Annotated in this window: 15 protein-coding genes; 9 read left to right on the top strand and 6 right to left on the bottom strand. The window is 69.2% G+C overall.

The window, feature by feature from the left end:
- Positions 1 to 20: 20 nt before the first annotated feature.
- Entirely contained in the window at positions 21 to 1,358 is a 1,338-nt protein-coding gene (locus SPK54_RS12090) for a TRZ/ATZ family hydrolase (RefSeq protein ID WP_330948141.1), read from the bottom strand.
- A gap of 55 nt (positions 1,359 to 1,413) precedes the next feature.
- Entirely contained in the window at positions 1,414 to 1,980 is a 567-nt protein-coding gene (gene efp, locus SPK54_RS12085) for an elongation factor P (protein ID WP_330948140.1), read from the bottom strand.
- Positions 1,981 to 2,071: 91 nt separating this feature from the next.
- On the opposite strand from efp, the gene epmB reads away from it, so the two are divergent.
- Together epmB and SPK54_RS12075 are read left to right on the top strand one after the other, a co-directional pair.
- Positions 2,072 to 3,112 carry an EF-P beta-lysylation protein EpmB gene (epmB, locus tag SPK54_RS12080; RefSeq protein WP_330948139.1) on the top strand — a complete coding sequence of 347 codons (1,041 nt, stop codon included), beginning with the start codon at positions 2,072 to 2,074 and terminating at the stop codon, positions 3,110 to 3,112.
- 38 nt (positions 3,113 to 3,150) lie between these two features.
- The gene (locus tag SPK54_RS12075; protein WP_330948138.1) at positions 3,151 to 5,250 is read left to right on the top strand and encodes a bifunctional diguanylate cyclase/phosphodiesterase; all 2,100 of its coding nucleotides are present in this window, start codon (positions 3,151 to 3,153) and stop codon (positions 5,248 to 5,250) included.
- A 57-nt stretch (positions 5,251 to 5,307) separates the two neighbouring features.
- Here SPK54_RS12075 and htpX read toward each other — a convergent pair whose 3' ends face one another.
- Positions 5,308 to 6,165, bottom strand: a complete 858-nt coding sequence (gene htpX, locus SPK54_RS12070) for a protease HtpX (protein ID WP_330948137.1) — start codon at positions 6,163 to 6,165, stop codon at positions 5,308 to 5,310.
- An 89-nt stretch (positions 6,166 to 6,254) separates the two neighbouring features.
- Between htpX and gluQRS the strand changes: the two genes are divergently transcribed.
- From gluQRS to SPK54_RS12045, 5 genes are all read left to right on the top strand, one after another.
- Positions 6,255 to 7,163 (top strand): tRNA glutamyl-Q(34) synthetase GluQRS, encoded by a 909-nt coding sequence (gene gluQRS, locus SPK54_RS12065; RefSeq protein WP_330948136.1) that lies wholly within the window; start codon positions 6,255 to 6,257, stop codon positions 7,161 to 7,163.
- 41 nt (positions 7,164 to 7,204) lie between these two features.
- Positions 7,205 to 7,945 carry an acetoacetyl-CoA reductase gene (gene phbB / locus SPK54_RS12060; protein WP_330948135.1) on the top strand — a complete coding sequence of 247 codons (741 nt, stop codon included), beginning with the start codon at positions 7,205 to 7,207 and terminating at the stop codon, positions 7,943 to 7,945.
- Between the two features lie 133 nt (positions 7,946 to 8,078).
- A complete protein-coding gene (locus SPK54_RS12055) occupies positions 8,079 to 8,534 on the top strand; it encodes a hypothetical protein (RefSeq protein WP_330948134.1) in 456 nt (151 codons plus the stop codon).
- A 222-nt stretch (positions 8,535 to 8,756) separates the two neighbouring features.
- Entirely contained in the window at positions 8,757 to 9,230 is a 474-nt protein-coding gene (locus SPK54_RS12050) for a glycine zipper 2TM domain-containing protein (protein WP_330948133.1), read from the top strand.
- 97 nt (positions 9,231 to 9,327) lie between these two features.
- Positions 9,328 to 9,828, top strand: coding sequence for a DUF456 domain-containing protein (locus SPK54_RS12045; protein ID WP_330948132.1), 501 nt, complete (start codon positions 9,328 to 9,330; stop codon positions 9,826 to 9,828).
- A 112-nt stretch (positions 9,829 to 9,940) separates the two neighbouring features.
- On the opposite strand, the gene SPK54_RS12040 is transcribed toward SPK54_RS12045, so the two are convergent.
- Both SPK54_RS12040 and SPK54_RS12035 read right to left on the bottom strand, forming a co-directional pair.
- Positions 9,941 to 10,822, bottom strand: coding sequence for a M48 family metallopeptidase (locus SPK54_RS12040; protein ID WP_330948131.1), 882 nt, complete (start codon positions 10,820 to 10,822; stop codon positions 9,941 to 9,943).
- 76 nt (positions 10,823 to 10,898) lie between these two features.
- Complete coding sequence (locus tag SPK54_RS12035) at positions 10,899 to 12,743, bottom strand: formylglycine-generating enzyme family protein (protein ID WP_330948130.1); 1,845 nt, start codon at positions 12,741 to 12,743, stop codon at positions 10,899 to 10,901.
- 91 nt (positions 12,744 to 12,834) lie between these two features.
- Between SPK54_RS12035 and rnd the strand changes: the two genes are divergently transcribed.
- Complete coding sequence (gene rnd / locus SPK54_RS12030) at positions 12,835 to 13,914, top strand: ribonuclease D (RefSeq protein ID WP_330948129.1); 1,080 nt, start codon at positions 12,835 to 12,837, stop codon at positions 13,912 to 13,914.
- A 281-nt stretch (positions 13,915 to 14,195) separates the two neighbouring features.
- Here rnd and SPK54_RS12025 read toward each other — a convergent pair whose 3' ends face one another.
- Positions 14,196 to 15,158: a helix-turn-helix domain-containing protein gene (locus SPK54_RS12025; RefSeq protein WP_330948128.1), complete on the bottom strand. Its 963-nt coding sequence runs from the start codon at positions 15,156 to 15,158 to the stop codon at positions 14,196 to 14,198.
- A gap of 114 nt (positions 15,159 to 15,272) precedes the next feature.
- Between SPK54_RS12025 and SPK54_RS12020 the strand changes: the two genes are divergently transcribed.
- A complete protein-coding gene (locus SPK54_RS12020; RefSeq protein ID WP_330948127.1) occupies positions 15,273 to 15,575 on the top strand; it encodes an antibiotic biosynthesis monooxygenase in 303 nt (100 codons plus the stop codon).
- Positions 15,576 to 15,750: the final 175 nt, after the last annotated feature.

The raw sequence follows: 15,750 nt of genomic DNA, 5'->3' as shown, positions 1-15,750 counted from the left end.
GTATCCCTGCGGGGAGAAAATCATCGTTGGATCGCGGCAATGCGCTGCCGCCACTGCCTGGCGTTGGCGACGATGGCATCGATGTCCATGTCCACCAGCACGCGCTGGCGCAGCTTGGCCACGCCGGCGATCCAGACGTCGCTGACCTGCTGGCGGCCGGCGGCATAGACCAGCTGCGAAGCCACATGGTGCAGCGGCTGGGTTTCAAGCTGCGACAGGTCGACGCAGACCAGGTCGGCCTGCTTGCCGGGCTCGATCGAGCCGACGCGGTCGCCGAAACCCAGCGCCCGGGCGCCGCCCAGCGTCGCCGCGTGCAGCGCTTCGAAGGCCGAGAAGCCGGCGGCATCGCTGGCCACCGCCTTGCCCAGCAGCGCCGCGGTACGCGTCTCGCCGAACATGTCGAGGTCGTTGTTGCTGGCGCAGCCGTCGGTGCCGATGGCCAGGTTCACGCCCGCCTTCAGCAGCGCGCAGGCGGGGCAGAAGCCCGAGGCCAGCTTGAGGTTGGACTCCGGACAGTGCACCACGCTGACGCCGCGCTCGGCGCACAGGTGGATCTCGGCCTCGGTCAGCTGGGTCATGTGCACGGCGATCAGGCGGTCGTTGACCAGGCCCAGCCGGTCCAGCCGCGCCAGCGGGCGCTGGCCGTGCAACTGGATCGAGTCGGCGACTTCCTGCGCGGTCTCGTGGGTGTGCAGGTGCACCGGCACATCGAGCTGGTCGGACAGCATCCGCACGCGCTCGAAGTTGGCGTCATTCACCGTGTACGGCGCGTGCGGCGCGAACGCGGTGCCGACCAGCGGATCGCCCCGCCAGGCATCGTGCAACTCGCAGGCGCGATCGAAGTATTCGTCGTCGCTCGATGCCCAGGCGCTGGGGAAGTCGATGATCACCGCGCCGACCAGCGCGCGGAACCCGTACTTCTTGTAGACGCCGGCCTGCACGTCCGGGAAGAAGTAGTTCTCGTTGGCGCAAGTGGTGCCGCCGCGCAGCATCTCGGCGATCGACAGCGCCATGCCGTCGGCCACGAACTCCGGCCCGATCACCGCCGCTTCCACCGGCCAGATGTGCTCGCGCAGCCAGGTCATCAGCGGCAGGTCGTCGGCGATCCCGCGCAGCAGCGTCATCGGGTTGTGGGTGTGGGCGTTGACCAGGCCCGGGATCAGCGCCGCGTCCGGGCGCGACACGGTTTCCTTCGCCGTGAAGCGCGCGCGCGCCTCGGCGGTCGGCAGCACCGCCACGATGGCGCCGGCGGAAACGGCGACGGCGTGGTCCTCCAGGACCACGCCGTGCGGGACGACCGGCACCACCCAGCCGGCTTCGATCAGCAGGTCGCAGGGCTGCGGCGCGCGTTCGGTCATGTCGTTCCTTTGGAAAGCAGGACCCGCCCGCGCCCGGCGCGGACGGGCCGGTGCGTCATTTCACGCGCGAGACGTATTCGCCGCTGCGGGTGTCGACCTTGATGATCTCGTCCTGGCCGACGAACAGCGGCACGCGCACCACCGCGCCGGTCTCGAGGGTAGCCGGCTTGCCGCCGCCGCCCGAGGTGTCGCCGCGCACGCCCGGGTCGGTCTCGACGATCTTCAGTTCGACGAAGTTCGGCGGGGTGACCTGGATCGGACTGCCGTTGAACAGGGTGACCACGCACAGCTCCTCGCCCTTCAGCCACTTGGCGGCATCGCCGACGCCGGCCTTGTCGGCCTGCACCTGCTCGAACGACTCCTGGTTCATGAAGTGCCAGTACTCGCCGTCGCTGTAGAGGTACTGCATGTCGGTGTCGACGACGTCGGCGGCTTCGACCGAGTCGGTGGACTTCATGGTGATTTCCTGCACCCGGCCGGAGCGGATCATGCGGTAGCGCACGCGGGTGAACGCCTGACCCTTGCCCGGCTTCACATAGTCGGTCTCGGTGATGATGCAGGGCTCGTTGTTGACCAGGATCTTCTGTCCGTTCTTGACGTCGTTCATGCCCAGGCTGGCCATGGGTACTCCTTGGGGCCACCCGTCGGGGCGGCTAAACTGTGGGTTTGGCGAGGATTCCGGCGCGACCGGAACGGTTTTATTGCAGCCCGACATGATACCCGCAGCCCCTACCCCATTGCAGCAGGGCGAGCCGCAGCGCTGGCAGGCGCTCTGGCGCGACGCCGTGCGCGACCCACGCCAGCTGCTGGCGATGCTGGGCCTGGACGCCCTGGCCGACGGCCTGCCAGAGGCCGCGGCCCGGCAGTTCCCGCTGCGCGTGCCGCGCGGCTTCGTGGCGCGGATGCGCCCCGGCGATCCGCACGACCCGCTGCTGCGGCAGGTGCTGCCGGTGCTGGACGAGGACCGGGTGGTCGCCGGCTTCGGCCTGGACGCGGTGGGCGACGCTGCCGCCCGCAGCGGCCATGGGGTCATCCAGAAATACAACGGCCGCGCCCTGCTGATCGCCACCGGCAGCTGCGCGGTGAACTGCCGGTACTGCTTCCGCCGCCACTACCCCTATGCCGAGGACACCGCGGCAGCGGCCGGCTGGCGCGAGGCGGTCGCGCTGATTGCCTGCGATCCGTCCATCCACGAGGTGATCCTGTCCGGCGGCGACCCGCTGTCGCTGGCCGACCACAAGCTGGCCGAACTGACCGACGCGCTGCGCGGCATCCCGCACATCCGTCGACTGCGCATCCACACCCGCCTGCCGATCGTGCTGCCGGAGCGGGTGGATGGGGGCCTGCTGGCGTGGCTGCGCGGCCTGCCCTGGCCGGTCGCGGTGGTCGTCCACGCCAACCACGCCAATGAATTCGACCCGTCGGTCGATGCCGCGATGGCGGCATTGCGGGCAGCCGGCGCCACCCTGCTCAACCAGGCGGTGCTGCTGCGCGGGGTCAACGACTCGGTCGGGGCGCTGGCCGATTTGTGCGAGCGCGGTCACGAAGCCGGCGTGCTGCCCTACTACCTGCACCAGCTGGACCGCGTCGCCGGCGCGGCCCACTTCGAGGTCGAAGACGCCACCGCACTGGCCCTGCATGCGGCGCTGGCGGCGCGCCTGCCGGGCTACCTGGTGCCGAGGCTGGTCCGCGAAATCGCCGGCCAGCCGGGCAAGACCCCGCTGCTGCGGGGGGCTACAGCCGCGGCAGGATGATGTAGCCTGTCGGCAACGAACACCGCAAGACCTTCCGCATGGCCACAGGCAAAGATATTGCGCTGCGACTGATGCTGGTGGCCGATCTGGTCAATGAGGCCGAGGCCTTGGTCAGCCGCCTGCGCAACGCCGGGACCGCGGTGCGCCCGCTGCGCCCGGAGTCGCTGGACGAAATGGTCGGGATGCTGGCCCAGCAGCCGGTCGACATGGTGCTGGCCGACTACGCCGCCGCGCTGCTGCCGTTCGAACAGGTGGCCAAGGCGGTCATCGGCTGCGGCCGCGATGTGCCGTTGCTGGCCACGCTGGACGGCATCAGCGACGACATCCTGGAGAACGTGCAGGCGCTGGGCGCGCAGGCGGTCGCCCTGCGCGACCGCCCGCAGCAGTTCCTGAAGACCGTGCAGACCGAGTGGCAGGCGCTGGAGGCCCGCCGCACCCAGCGCCGGCTGGAAGCGCAGATGCGCGAGACCCAGCGCCGCTGCGACATGCTGATCGACTCCTCGCGCGAGCCCATCGCCTACATCCACGAGGGCATGCACATCCGCGCCAACCAGGCCTACCTGGAGATGTTCGGTTTCGAATCGTTCGAGGACATCGAGGGGATGTCGCTGCTCGACCTGGTGGCCCCCGGCGACGTGACCGCGTTCAAGGCGCTGCTCAAGAGCCTGTCCAAGGGCGAGGAAGCGCCGCCGCGCTACGAACTGACCGCACACGACGCCGACGGCAACGAGTTCCCGGCGGTGATGGAGTTCACCGCCGCGCAGTACCAGGGGGAGGCCTGCCAGCAGGTGATCTTCCGCCACCAGGCCGCCGAGGTGGACCCGGAGCTGGCGCGCGAGGTCGAGGAGCTGCGCCAGCGCGACCAGAGCACCGGCCTGCTAAACCGCCCCACCTTCCTGCGCGTGCTCGAAGACGCGGTGGCCGATGCCGCCCAGCAGCGCGCCCAGTACGGGCTGCTGCTGCTGGAGCCCGACAACTACCAGCGCATCCTGCAGGAGATCGGCCTGGACAGCGCCGACGACCTGCTGGCGGCGATCGCCGACTGCATCCGCCAGGTGGTCGGCGAGCAGCTGGCCGACGGCAGCGCCCACGCGGCACGCTTCAGCGAGCACAGCTTCGCGGTGCTGGCCCGCGGCGACCATGCCCGCACCGCCGCACTTGCCGAGCGCATCATCGCGGCGTTCGCGGCGCGCGTGTTCGAGGTCGGCGGCAGCTCCAGCAGCATCACCGCCAGCATTGGCGGCGTGCAGATCGGCGAGAAGATCGCCAGCGTCACCCAGGTGCTGGCCAAGGCCAGCCAGTGCCTGCAGTCGTCGCTGGGGGCGGGCGGCAACCATGCCGAAGTGTTCGATCCCAGCGCCACCGATCGCGCCGAGGAGGAACGCATCCAGGCCTGGGTGGAGCGCCTGCACGATGCCCTGGCCAACGACCGCTTCCTGCTGCACTACCAGCCGATCATCCACCTGCTGGGCGAGCCGCGGGCTATGTACGAAAGCTATCTGCGGCTGGAATCGGGCACCGGCGAGACCATCACCCCGATGAACTTCCTGCCGATCGCCGAGGAGCACGGACTGCTGGGGCAGATCGACCGCTGGGTGATCGGCCATGCCATTTCGGTGCTCGGCGCGCGCGCGCGCGCCGGCAAGCCGGTGACGCTGCTGGTGAAGATCACCCAGGCCTCGCTGCAGGATCCCAGCCTGCCCGCCTACATCGCCGAGCAGCTGGCCGCGCACGGCGTGCCGGGCGATGCACTGCTCCTGCAGGTGCCGGAATCGAAGGTATTCATCAATCTGCGCGCCACCCAGGATTTCGCCGCCGCGATCGGCAGCTTGGGTTGCAAGCTGGTGCTGGAGCAGTTCGGCGCCGGGCTGGACTCGTTCCAGCTGCTGTCCCACTTCACCCCGGGCTTCGTCAAGATCGACCGCAGCTTCATGGAAGACCTGTCGAAGAACCCGAACAACCAGAACCGGGTGCGCGAACTGGCGCAGAAGGCGCGCGACCTGGGCATCCAGAGCATCGCCGAGTTCGTGCAGGACGCCGCCAGCATGAGCATCCTGTTCTCGCAGGGCATCGACTACGTCGAGGGCAACTTCCTGGCCATCGCCGGCCCCGACATGAACTACGAGTTCGACGCCTGAGAACCACGAAGCCCGCCGGACGGCGGGCTTCCTGCGGTGCGTTGCGGATTTCCCGGATCAGCCGGCCCGGCGCAGCGCCGCGATGCGGTCCTCCAGCGGCGGATGGCTGCGCAGCAGGCCGCTCATGCCGCCGCTGATGCCGAACGCCGCCACCTGCTTGGGGAGGGTGCTGGCGCCGTGGGTCTGCGCCAACCGCTCCAGCGCGGCGATCATCTTGTGGCGGCCGGCCAGCGACGCACCGCCGGCATCGGCGCGGAACTCGCGATGGCGCGAGAACCACATCGCGATCATCGAAGCGAACAGCCCGAACACCATCTCCAGCACGAACACGATGATGTAGTAGCCGAAGCCCGGCGCATCGCCATCGCGGCTGCCGCTTATCGCCCCGTCCACCACCCGGCCGACCACGCGGGCCAGCACGATCACGAAGGTGTTGAGCACGCCCTGCAACAGCGCCATGGTCACCATGTCGCCGTTGGCGACGTGGCTGACCTCGTGCGCCAACACCGCCTCGGCCTCGTCTCGGTTCATCGCTCGCAGCAGGCCGGTGGATACCGCCACCAGCGCGTTGTTGCGGTTGGCGCCGGTGGCGAAGGCGTTGATCTCGGGGGCGTCGTAGATCGCCACCTCGGGCATGCCGATGCCGGCCGCCTCGGCCTGCCGGCGCACGGTGGACAGCAGCCACTGCTCGGCCTCGTTGCGCGGCTGGGCGATGACCTGCGCGCCGGTGCTGCGCTTGGCCATCCACTTCGACAGCAGCAGCGAGACGATCGAGCCGCCGAAGCCGAACAGCGCGGCCATGATCAGCAGGCCGCCGAACTGGTTCGGGTTCACCCCGAGCACGGACATCACGATGCTGACCAGGGCCAGCACCGCCAGGTTGGTCGCCAGGAAGAGGAAAACGCGATTGAACATGGATAATCCCGGTTCTTCCGCGCCCGATGCGCGGTTCCACCGGGTAGTGTGGACGAGCCAGTGCGAAATCAATACACCCACCTGAACGCATGAGCCGGCCTGGCTACCGCGGCCGCTTCGCCCCCTCCCCCAGCGGACCGCTGCACGCCGGCTCGCTGCTGGCAGCGCTGGGCAGCTGGCTGCTGGCGCGCCAGGCCGGCGGGGAGTGGCTGGTGCGGATCGAAGACATCGACCCGCCGCGGGAAGTCCCGGGGGCAGCGCAGGCGCAGCTGGACACGCTTGCGGCATTCGGCCTGCACCACGACGGCGAGGTCGCCTACCAGAGTCGTCGCGGCCACCTCTACCAGGCCGCGCTGGATCGCCTGCTGGCGGACGGCGCGGCGTTCGAATGCCACTGCAGCCGCAGTGCGCTGGCCACGGCGGGCGGCATCCACCGCCGCTGCGTTCCCCGCCACCGACGTCCCGACCCCGCCATCCGCCTGCGCGTGCCGGACGGCTGCAGCGTCGCGTTTGACGACGCCATCCATGGCCGCGTGGCCCAGCGCGTGGACCTGGAGGTCGGCGACTTCGTCCTGCGCCGCAGCGATGGCCTGTGGGCCTACCAGCTGGCGGTGGTGGTGGACGATGCCGACCAGGGCATCACCGACGTGGTGCGCGGCGCCGACCTGCTGGACTCCACCCCCCGGCAGATGCTCCTGCAGCAGGCGCTGGGCCTGCCGACGCCGCGGCATGCGCACCTGCCGCTGCTGCTGGGCGCGGACGGCCGCAAACTGTCGAAGTCCGAGGCCGCGCTGCCGCTGCGCGTGGACGAGCCGCTGGCGACGCTACGCCGGCTGTGGGACTGCCTCGGCCAGAGCCCCCTTGCCGACGGCGCAAGCCCCTCCGTGGCGGCATTCCTGGACAGGGCGCTGGCGGCATTCCGGCCGGATCGCGTCCCACTTCGGGCCCCGCGCGTTTGCGCCGCAGCGCACAACACAAACGCCGTCACCCGTGCCTAGAATCGAAGCATCCGGAATCCGCCATTCAAGAGGAGCTATACATGACTTCCAGGGTTGCACTGGTCACCGGCGGCACCGGCGGCATCGGCACCGCCATTGTCAAACGGCTTGCGGAGATGGGCCACAAGGTCGCCACCAATTACCGCAACGAGGAGAAGGCGCGCGCCTGGCAGGAAAGGATGAAGGCCGACGGCTACGACGTGACCATCGTCAAGGGCGACGTGACCTCGCCGCAGGAGGCCGAAGCGATGGTGCGCGAGGTTGAGGCAACGCTTGGCCCGATCGACATCCTGGTCAACAACGCCGGCATCACCCGCGACGGTACCTTCCACCGGATGAAGGCCGACCAGTGGATGGACGTGATCAACACCAACCTCAACTCCTGCTTCAACGTCACCCGCCCGGTGATCGAGGGCATGCGCGAGCGCAAGTGGGGGCGGATCATCCAGATCAGCTCCATCAACGGGCTGAAGGGCCAGTACGGGCAGGCGAACTACGCGGCGGCGAAGGCCGGCATGCACGGCTTCACCATTTCGCTGGCGCGCGAGAACGCCAGGAACGGGATCACGGTGAACACCATCAGCCCGGGCTACATCGCCACGGACATGGTGATGGCAGTGCCGGAAGAGGTGCGCGCCAAGATCGTTGCCGACATCCCCACCGGCCGGCTCGGCACGCCGGAGGAAATCGCCTATGGCGTCGGCTTCCTGGCCGACGACCAGGCCGGCTGGATCACCGGCTCCAACCTCGACATCAACGGCGGGCACCATATGGGCTGGTAAGGGCTGCCCCGGCGCTGCCCGCTGCCGCCGTGCGCTTTCCCGCCGAGGACCAGCGCACCGGGTGGTTACGGGAAGCTGGCCGGTGTGCCACCATCCGCCTGTTCCACTTCCAAACGATCCTCCCGGAGATGCCATGTCCAATCCCGATCCCGCCGGCAAGCCTGCCACTTCCCGTTCGTCCAACGCCGGTCGCTACCTGTTCCTGCTGATCCTCGGCCTGGTGGTCGGCATGGTCGCAACGGTGATGGCGATGCGTGCGCTGGATGCGCGCAAGGACCACTTCCCGGATTCGCTGATGGAAGTGCAGGGCTGGCACATGGGCCAGCTGAAAGCGGCGATGGAGCAGAACCGTTGCGGCGCCACCGACGTCCTGCCGCACCTGCAGACCCTGCGGATGCTCGGCAACGACCTTGAACCCGCCTTCCCCGGCCTGCGCGACGACGAGCGCTTCCGCACCGCAGCCTCTGGCATGCGCGCTGCCGCGGACAAGGCGATCGGCGCACCGCCGCTCAGTTGCGAGAGCCTGGCCAGCACCCTGAAGTCCCTCGGCGACTCCTGCAAGGCCTGCCACCGCGACTTCCGCGGCTGACCGCAGCGCCGCCGGCGCCACACGACGAAAGCCGCCCCCGGGCGGCTTTCTCTTCTTCTGCAGGATCAGGCATCAGCTTCACGGCGCCTGCACGGCGGTGAACCCCTGCTGAGCGCAGGCCGCGCACGACCGCAGGATGTGGGTTGCCGTTCATGCGCGGCGGCACAGGATCGGGCTGTCACGGCATTTCCCGCGATCCCCGCGCACTGAAGGAGACAGAACATGGCTGTTCGCATCCACACCGTCCTTGGCACCGCCGCACTGGCGCTTGCGCTGGGTACCAGCGCCGGCTGCGCCAGCACCGCTCCCGCCTACGGCGGAGGCTATGGCGGGAGCGCGGGCTATGGCGGCTACGAAAATACCTGCGGCAACTGCGGCACGGTCACCAAGATCACCGTCGGCGGCGCATCGGGCACATCCGGTGCCCTTATCGGCGGCCTGATCGGCGCGGTCGCCGGCCATGAGGTATCGGCGCACACCGGCGGCAGCAAGGGCAACCAGAACCTGTCCGCGGTGGCCGGCGCCGCTGCCGGCGCGGCCGCGGGCAGCGCCATCCAGAAGAACCGCAGCGAGGGTTACACCGTGCATGTGCGCATGGACGATGGCCGCATGGTGAAGGTCACCCAGTCGAACGTGTCCGGCTTCCGCGAGGGCGCCAGGGTACGGATCGAAAACGGCCAGGCCTACCTGCGCTGACGCCCCGTCTCCACCTCCCCAGCTGTCGAACGGCCCGTCCTGTGCGGGCCGTTCGCGTACCCGGCACAATGCCCCGCCCTGCCCGATGCGAGCCGACATGGATTCCGCCACGCTCTACTACCTGATCGCCGGGCTGCTGGTCCTGGCAGGCCTGCTGGGCACCGTGCTGCCGGTGTTGCCGGGCATACCGCTGATGTTCGCCGGAATGCTGCTGGCGGCCTGGGCGGGCGATTTCCAGACCATCGGCGCGCCCGCGCTGATCGTGCTGGCAGTGCTGACGCTGGTGTCGATAGCGGTGGATTTCTGGGCCACCGCACATGGCGCCAAGCGCGTCGGTGCCAGCCGCATGGCGATGTGGGGCGCGGCCATCGGCACCCTGCTGGGCCTGCTGTTCGGCCTGCCGGGCCTGCTGCTGGGCCCGTTCGCAGGCGCGCTGGGGGGCGAGCTGCTGCATCACCGCAGCCTGCATCCGCACCGCGTGGGCCACGCCACCAAGGTGGGCGCGGGCACCTGGGTCGGCCTGCTGGTGGGGACCGCGCTGAAGTTGGCGCTGGCCTTCGCGATGCTGGGACTGTTCGCGCTGGCATGGTGGCTGTAGTCAGGCGCGCCCAGGCCGGGCATACGCCAGCGGCACCCTGCGGCGTCGCCGATGAGCGCCGGAAGCGCGCATCACGCCAAAGGGCGCACCTGCCGAGCTGCGGCTCGCCGCCTCAACGCGCGGCGCTGGCGGCCGTTTCGCAGAACTTCGCCTGGTAGGCCAATGCCTTCGGCATCAGCGCCTGCAACTGCTGGATGCGGGTGCCGGCGCTGGGATGGGTGGAGGCGAATTCCGGCGGCGCGCCGCCACCCGACTTCCGCTCCATGCGCTCCCACAGCGGTACCGATTCACGCGGATCGAAGCAGGCCGCCGCGGCCAGCATCAGTCCCAGCTCGTCGGCCTGGGTTTCCTGGCTGCGCGCGTACGGCAGCGCGCTGCCGTAGCCATAGGCCTGCATCACCGCCTGCATGGTGGTCTGGTCCATGCCGCTGGCCGCGCCGGCCATCTGCCCCAGCTGCTCCAGCTTGCCGCGGGTCATCCGCTGCGCGCCGTGGCGCAGCAGCGCGTGGGCGATTTCGTGACCCATCACCACCGCCACCGCATCGGCGTTCTGCGCCACCGGCAGCAGGCCGGTGTACACCGCCATCTTGCCGCCGGGCAGGCAGAAGGCGTTGACCTGGTCCGATTCCAGCACGGTGACCTTCCAGTCGAAGGACTTCTCGATGTGGCTGGCCTGCAACCCGTTCTCGGCGGCCAGCGCATCGGAGACCGGCGGGATCTTGGCGATCAGCCGCTGCGCGATCGCGCCGACCTGCCGCGACACCTGCGCATCCGCGGGCAGCGGACGCTCCTGCTGCAGCACCTGCTGGTAGGCCTGCAGGCCCAGGGCGGTTTCCTGTTCCGGCGAGATGCTCTTGTCGATCACCACCGTCTCGCCGGTCAGCGCATCCACGCTGCGGTTGGAATACCAGTACCACGCCGCATAGCCGGCAAACAGCACCAGCACCCAGATGCGCAGGCCACCCCTGCGGGTACCAATCGGATTGCGATTCATCCTGTCCTCCGGGCCCGTCTTGGGCTCATGCGCGCAAGCCTAGCGTGCTCCCCGCCCGGCCGCGTGATCGCCTGCTTCACAGTTGCCGCACCAGCCTGAACCCCACCCGCGCATTGGTGGCGTCGACGCCGCCGGACATCCGCCAGGCCGACCGTGCCTGCGCCGGCGCACTGGCCCACGAGCCGCCCCGGTACATGCGGGTACGGCAACCCGGATTCACCCAGGCTTGGCCATTGGCCGGCGCGCGCCGGTATCCGCGGTGCCAGCAATCGGCAACCCACTCGCTGACGTTGCCCACCATGTCGTACAGGCCGTAAGGGTTGGGCGCGAAGCTGCCCACCGGCGCCGGCCCCCACCAACCGTCGCCATAGCCCGGGAAGGCATTGCTCCAGCGTCGGCCGCGCGCCGACACGTCCCTGCCGCCGGCCAGATTGCCCGCGCCCGGCGGGGGGGCACCCGCGCCCCAGGGGTAGCGCGCCTGCCCGCCTGCCCGCAGCGCGTACTCGAATTCGGCCTCGCTCGGCAGGCGGTAATGCGCGCCGGTCTGCGCCGACAGCCAAGCCGCGTAGGCCTCGGCATCGCGCGCGGTGACGTGGATGACCGGCATGTCGTCTGCGGCAGGCCGACCGTCATAGCCGGACTGCCAGTCGATCCCGCTGCCGCGCAGGAAATTGCCGCTGCGAGCGTCGTAAGCCAGCGAGTGGCCACGCTGTGTGGCACGCGGCACGAAGCCCGTGGCCTGGACGAAACGGCGGAACTCGCCCACGGTGATCTCGTGCCGGGTCATCGCGAAGCCGCGATCCAGGCGCACCTGGTGCTGCGGCTGCTCGTCCGGGCTGGCACCCTCTTCGTCTTCCGGTGCGCCCATCGCGAAGCCGCCCCGCGGCAACACGCTGAGCGCCGGGCCCCGCCCGCCACCAGGCATTTCGTCGGTGAACACCTGGCCCGGCCTGAACAGCCCATAGTGGCCGACCAGGTCGATGCGCTGGCGCAGCGCCACGCCTGCGCCGGTGCCGGGCAAGGCGATCCGCAGGATCTCGGCCAGCCGCTCGCGGGCGAACTGCAGGCCGGCCGGGTCGGCCAGCGCCATCAACCCTTCATCGCTCAGCCGGCGGATCCGGTCGCTACGCATCGCTTCGATGCGCTGGCGCGTGGCCGCCACTGCCTCCGGGTCATTGCGCACCTTTCCCGCCCGCGCCAGCTCGGCGTAAGCGCCCTCGAAATCCCCGCCAGCGGCCAGCGCCTGGGCTTCCATCAGCACGGCGGACTCGACCGCGGCGATGCCACGCTGGGCCCGCGCCTGCAGCGGCCACAGCGCCTGCGCCCGGCGGAACAGATCCAGCGCCCCGCCGGGGGCATCCAGGTTGCCTGACCGCAGCGCGCGCTCACCCGCCAGGCACAGGTCGAAGGCCTGGCCGGCACGATCCACCGCCTCCAGGTAGGTTTTCGCTTCCGGCAGTTCCGGCCACAGCGTGCGCAGCACGGTGCCGTGGCGCTGGGCATAGCGCAGCGAAGCCAGGTCGTCGCCCGCATCCAGCGCCATCCACGCCTGCGCCAACAGCGCGGCGCGGGCCTTTTCCAGCAACCGCGCGTTCTGGGCGTTGTCCGGCTCCAGCTTCCGCAGGGCCAGCAGCAGCGGGATCGCCGACTCGCCCGTTTCGAACAGATCGCCGTTCGCCAGCGCCCGGCGCGCGCTGGCGCGGGCGCGCGCCGGCTGGTCGATATCGGCCTCCGGCAGTGTCCAGCTCAGCACGTCGGCCAGCGCATCATCGCCGCGGATGCTGACACGGCCAGGCTCCAGTGCCGGCGCAGGCAGCCGTTCCGGCGCCGGCACCGACTGCAGGACCAGCGCCGGCGTCTCCGGCTCCCGCTTGCAGCCGGCCAGCACTACCAGCAACACGATGGCGACACCTGCGCGCAAACTCCAGCTCCATCCCTAGCGGCACCCGCGGATTCGCGGTGGAAACGAACTTAGGGCATGGGCCAGCCCCCGGCAACCGCATAATGTGCGGATGACGCATTGGATCGATACCCCCGGCGCGCTGCGCGCGCGCCTCGCCACCCCGCCCGCCGCCATCGGCCTGGACACCGAGTTCATCCGCGAACGCACCTACTGGCCACAGCTGGCGCTGGTGCAGATCGCGCTGGGCGAAGGCGACGACGACATCCTGCTGGTCGATCCGCTGCGGCCCGGCATGCGCGAAGCACTGGCGCCGCTGCTGGCCGACCCGGCCGTGCTCAAGCTGATGCACAGCCCCAGCGAGGACCTGGTGGCGTTCCAGTACGCCTGCCGCACCCTGCCGACGCCGCTGTTCGACACCCAGGCCGCCGCCGCGATGTGCGGACTGGGCGCAGGCCTCAGCTACCAGAAGCTGGTGCAGGCCGTGACCGGGGTGGAACTGGCGAAAGGCGAAACCCGCTCCGACTGGCTGCGCCGGCCGCTCTCCGCCGCCCAGCTGGCGTACGCGGCGGACGACGTGCGCCACCTGCACGCCCTCCATCGCGACCTGCAGGCGCGCCTGGCCGGCAACGGGCGGGCGGCCTGGCTGGAAGAAGACAGCGCCCGCCAGCTCGCCAACGCCGCCAGCGACGACGGCGAGCGCTGGCCGCACCTGGCGATCCGCAGCGCGCAGTTCCTCGACGCCGAGGGCCAGCGCCGGCTGCTGCGCCTGCTGCGCTGGCGCGACGCCCACGCGCGCAGCAGCGACCGCCCACGCAGCTGGATCCTCGACAACGAGCTGGCGGTCGCCCTTGCCCGCCAGAAGCTGGACAGCCGGCTGCGCTTCGACGCCCTGCTGGACGGCCACCCGAAGTCCCCGCGCAGCCTGCGTACGCCACTGTGGGAAGCGTTGATCACCCCACTGGCCGACGAAGCCAAAGCCCCCTTGGCCCGTGGCGACGACCGTGACAAGAAACAGCTTCGCGCCCTGCAGGAAGCCGTGGCAAAACTGGCGGCAGAATTGCAGTTGCCCGAGGGTCTGCTGGCCTCGCGCAAGGTGCTGGAGGCCCTGCAGGACGGCAGCGGCTGGACCGGCCCACTGGCCGGCTGGCGCCGTGGCCTGCTGGAACCGCGGCTGGCGCCACTGCTCTGAGCCCTGGCGGCATGCGCCGCCCGCGCCGAGGCACCCCACAAACAGAAAACCCCAACCGGCTAAGGTTGGGGTTTTGGTGGATGGTGGTGGGGTGGTACCCCGCATCAAACGACTATTAAGAGTACGGAATCGAAGCGCTGCGGGTTGCTGCGAACCAGTGCGAATGGGAGCGAAAAGCCTGCCGGTACGCCCGTCGGCAGTGGACGATCAAGCAGGATTTTCGGACTGATTGGTGGAACCGGCCAGCGCTCTCCAGCCGTACATACACCAAACGCCTCTGGTCATCCACCGCGTCGCAACTCCCTGACACCCCGGCCCAGCTTACGGCGCAACAGGGCCCGCAGGGTCACCCCATCCGAGTACCCGACCTGTGCGGCGACCTGGTCGACGCTGGCGTTCCCGGTGCGCAAGAGATGGACGGCATGCTCCACGCGCAGGTCCTGGAAATACGACAGCGGTGTCTTTCCCAAAACGCTTTGCAGCCGCCGCGCCAAGGTGCGCTCGCTTGTGCCCGCGGCGTTGGCCGCCTCGGCCAGCGAGAACCCCTGCGCGAGCCGACGTCTGGCCCAGCACTCGAAGCGCTCCACCATCGGGTCGGCATGCGCAAGGTGGTCGGGAATCACGAACTCGGCTTGCGAACTGCGTGTCTCGACCAGCAGATAGCGTGCCACCAGGGCAGCCAGCGCCGGACTGCGCCCTCGGATGATGCGCAAGGCCAAGTCGACGTGGGCCAAAGCGGCACCCGCGGTGGTGAAGCGTGTCGAGTTCACGATCATGCGTGACTCGTCCAGCGTGACGTTCGGATAGCGCTGCCGGAACATCGGCCCCAGCCACCATGACGTCGTCGCACGATGCCCATCAAGCAGGCCACTCTCTGCAAGCAAGAAACTACCGGAGCAAGCGGCACCAAGGTGCGCGCCAGCGGTGGACCACTGCTGTAGCGCCGCGACCGCGTCGGGCACATCGGTGCGTGTGAGTCGAGCCGAGAGCGTGTCAGGCATCTTGTCGCCAAACGCTGGCACGAGCACGACGTCTGGTTCGGGCACACCATGCGCAGTGACCACGGGGACCGTCAAGCCTTGCGCAGTTCGGATGCGACGCCGCACGCCCACCAGCGTGAGCTCTATGTGCGCGGGAGCCTGTGGCAGCGAGCGCGCCATCGCATTGGCTAAGCCCACTGTGTCAGTGAGCGCCGCAAGCCCCAGATCAAACACGCCATCACAAACAAGGATGTGGAGTTTCATGGCAGCAATGATATCAATGTTGTCATTATTGCCTATAGAGATGGCTGTCATGAAGATTTAGATTGCAGGCTCATCGATCCCGTCACCTAACCCATTTACCCAAAGGATTACCGTATGACCAAGCTCGCCCTGTTTGTTCGCCTCGAAGCCAAACCCGGCCAGGAGGCTGCGCTTGCCGACTTCCTGGCCAGCGCACTGCCGCTCGCCAACGCCGAGTCCGGCACCACTGCCTGGTTCGCATTGAAGTTTGGCCCTTCGACGTTCGGTGTGTTCGATGCCTTTGCCGATGAGGCAGGTCGCCAAGCACATCTGGACGGCCAGATCGCCGCGGCCTTGATGGCCAACGCCGCGACCTTGCTCAGTTCTCCGCCCAATATCGAGAAGGTCGAACTGCTTGCAGCCAAACTGCCTGCATGACAACCCGGCCTTGACCCAATCAGGTCACGCTGCAGGATGGGGGTCACACCGACGACCCCCGCTTTCAGTAGCGGGGCGATTTAGAGTCCGGGGTGGATGGTAGTGGATGCCAGATGCTTCGCGTAGGCGCTCGGTGTCAGTCCGCCCAATGCCTTCTTCGGCCGCTCCTCGTTGT

The sequence above is a fragment of the Thermomonas sp. LB-4 genome (assembly GCF_036409385.1).
GTDB lineage: Bacteria > Pseudomonadota > Gammaproteobacteria > Xanthomonadales > Xanthomonadaceae > Thermomonas.
The sequence above is the reverse complement of the archived record's forward strand: the minus strand, read 5'-3'. Positions and strand labels throughout refer to the sequence as shown.

What these genes read in the sequence shown, in the direction of transcription:
- phbB (WP_330948135.1), top strand. Translation starts at nt 7,205, where the DNA reads ATGACTTCCAGGGTTGCACTGGTCACCGGCGGCACCGGCGGCATCGGC.
- epmB (WP_330948139.1), top strand. Translation starts at nt 2,072, where the DNA reads ATGATACCCGCAGCCCCTACCCCATTGCAGCAGGGCGAGCCGCAGCGC.
- efp (WP_330948140.1), bottom strand. Translation starts at nt 1,980, where the DNA reads ATGGCCAGCCTGGGCATGAACGACGTCAAGAACGGACAGAAGATCCTG.
- SPK54_RS12090 (WP_330948141.1), bottom strand. Translation starts at nt 1,358, where the DNA reads ATGACCGAACGCGCGCCGCAGCCCTGCGACCTGCTGATCGAAGCCGGC.
- SPK54_RS12040 (WP_330948131.1), bottom strand. Translation starts at nt 10,822, where the DNA reads ATGAATCGCAATCCGATTGGTACCCGCAGGGGTGGCCTGCGCATCTGG.
- SPK54_RS12075 (WP_330948138.1), top strand. Translation starts at nt 3,151, where the DNA reads ATGGCCACAGGCAAAGATATTGCGCTGCGACTGATGCTGGTGGCCGAT.
- htpX (WP_330948137.1), bottom strand. Translation starts at nt 6,165, where the DNA reads ATGTTCAATCGCGTTTTCCTCTTCCTGGCGACCAACCTGGCGGTGCTG.
- gluQRS (WP_330948136.1), top strand. Translation starts at nt 6,255, where the DNA reads ATGAGCCGGCCTGGCTACCGCGGCCGCTTCGCCCCCTCCCCCAGCGGA.
- SPK54_RS12055 (WP_330948134.1), top strand. Translation starts at nt 8,079, where the DNA reads ATGTCCAATCCCGATCCCGCCGGCAAGCCTGCCACTTCCCGTTCGTCC.
- rnd (WP_330948129.1), top strand. Translation starts at nt 12,835, where the DNA reads ATGACGCATTGGATCGATACCCCCGGCGCGCTGCGCGCGCGCCTCGCC.
- SPK54_RS12050 (WP_330948133.1), top strand. Translation starts at nt 8,757, where the DNA reads ATGGCTGTTCGCATCCACACCGTCCTTGGCACCGCCGCACTGGCGCTT.
- SPK54_RS12020 (WP_330948127.1), top strand. Translation starts at nt 15,273, where the DNA reads ATGACCAAGCTCGCCCTGTTTGTTCGCCTCGAAGCCAAACCCGGCCAG.
- SPK54_RS12025 (WP_330948128.1), bottom strand. Translation starts at nt 15,158, where the DNA reads ATGAAACTCCACATCCTTGTTTGTGATGGCGTGTTTGATCTGGGGCTT.
- SPK54_RS12045 (WP_330948132.1), top strand. Translation starts at nt 9,328, where the DNA reads ATGGATTCCGCCACGCTCTACTACCTGATCGCCGGGCTGCTGGTCCTG.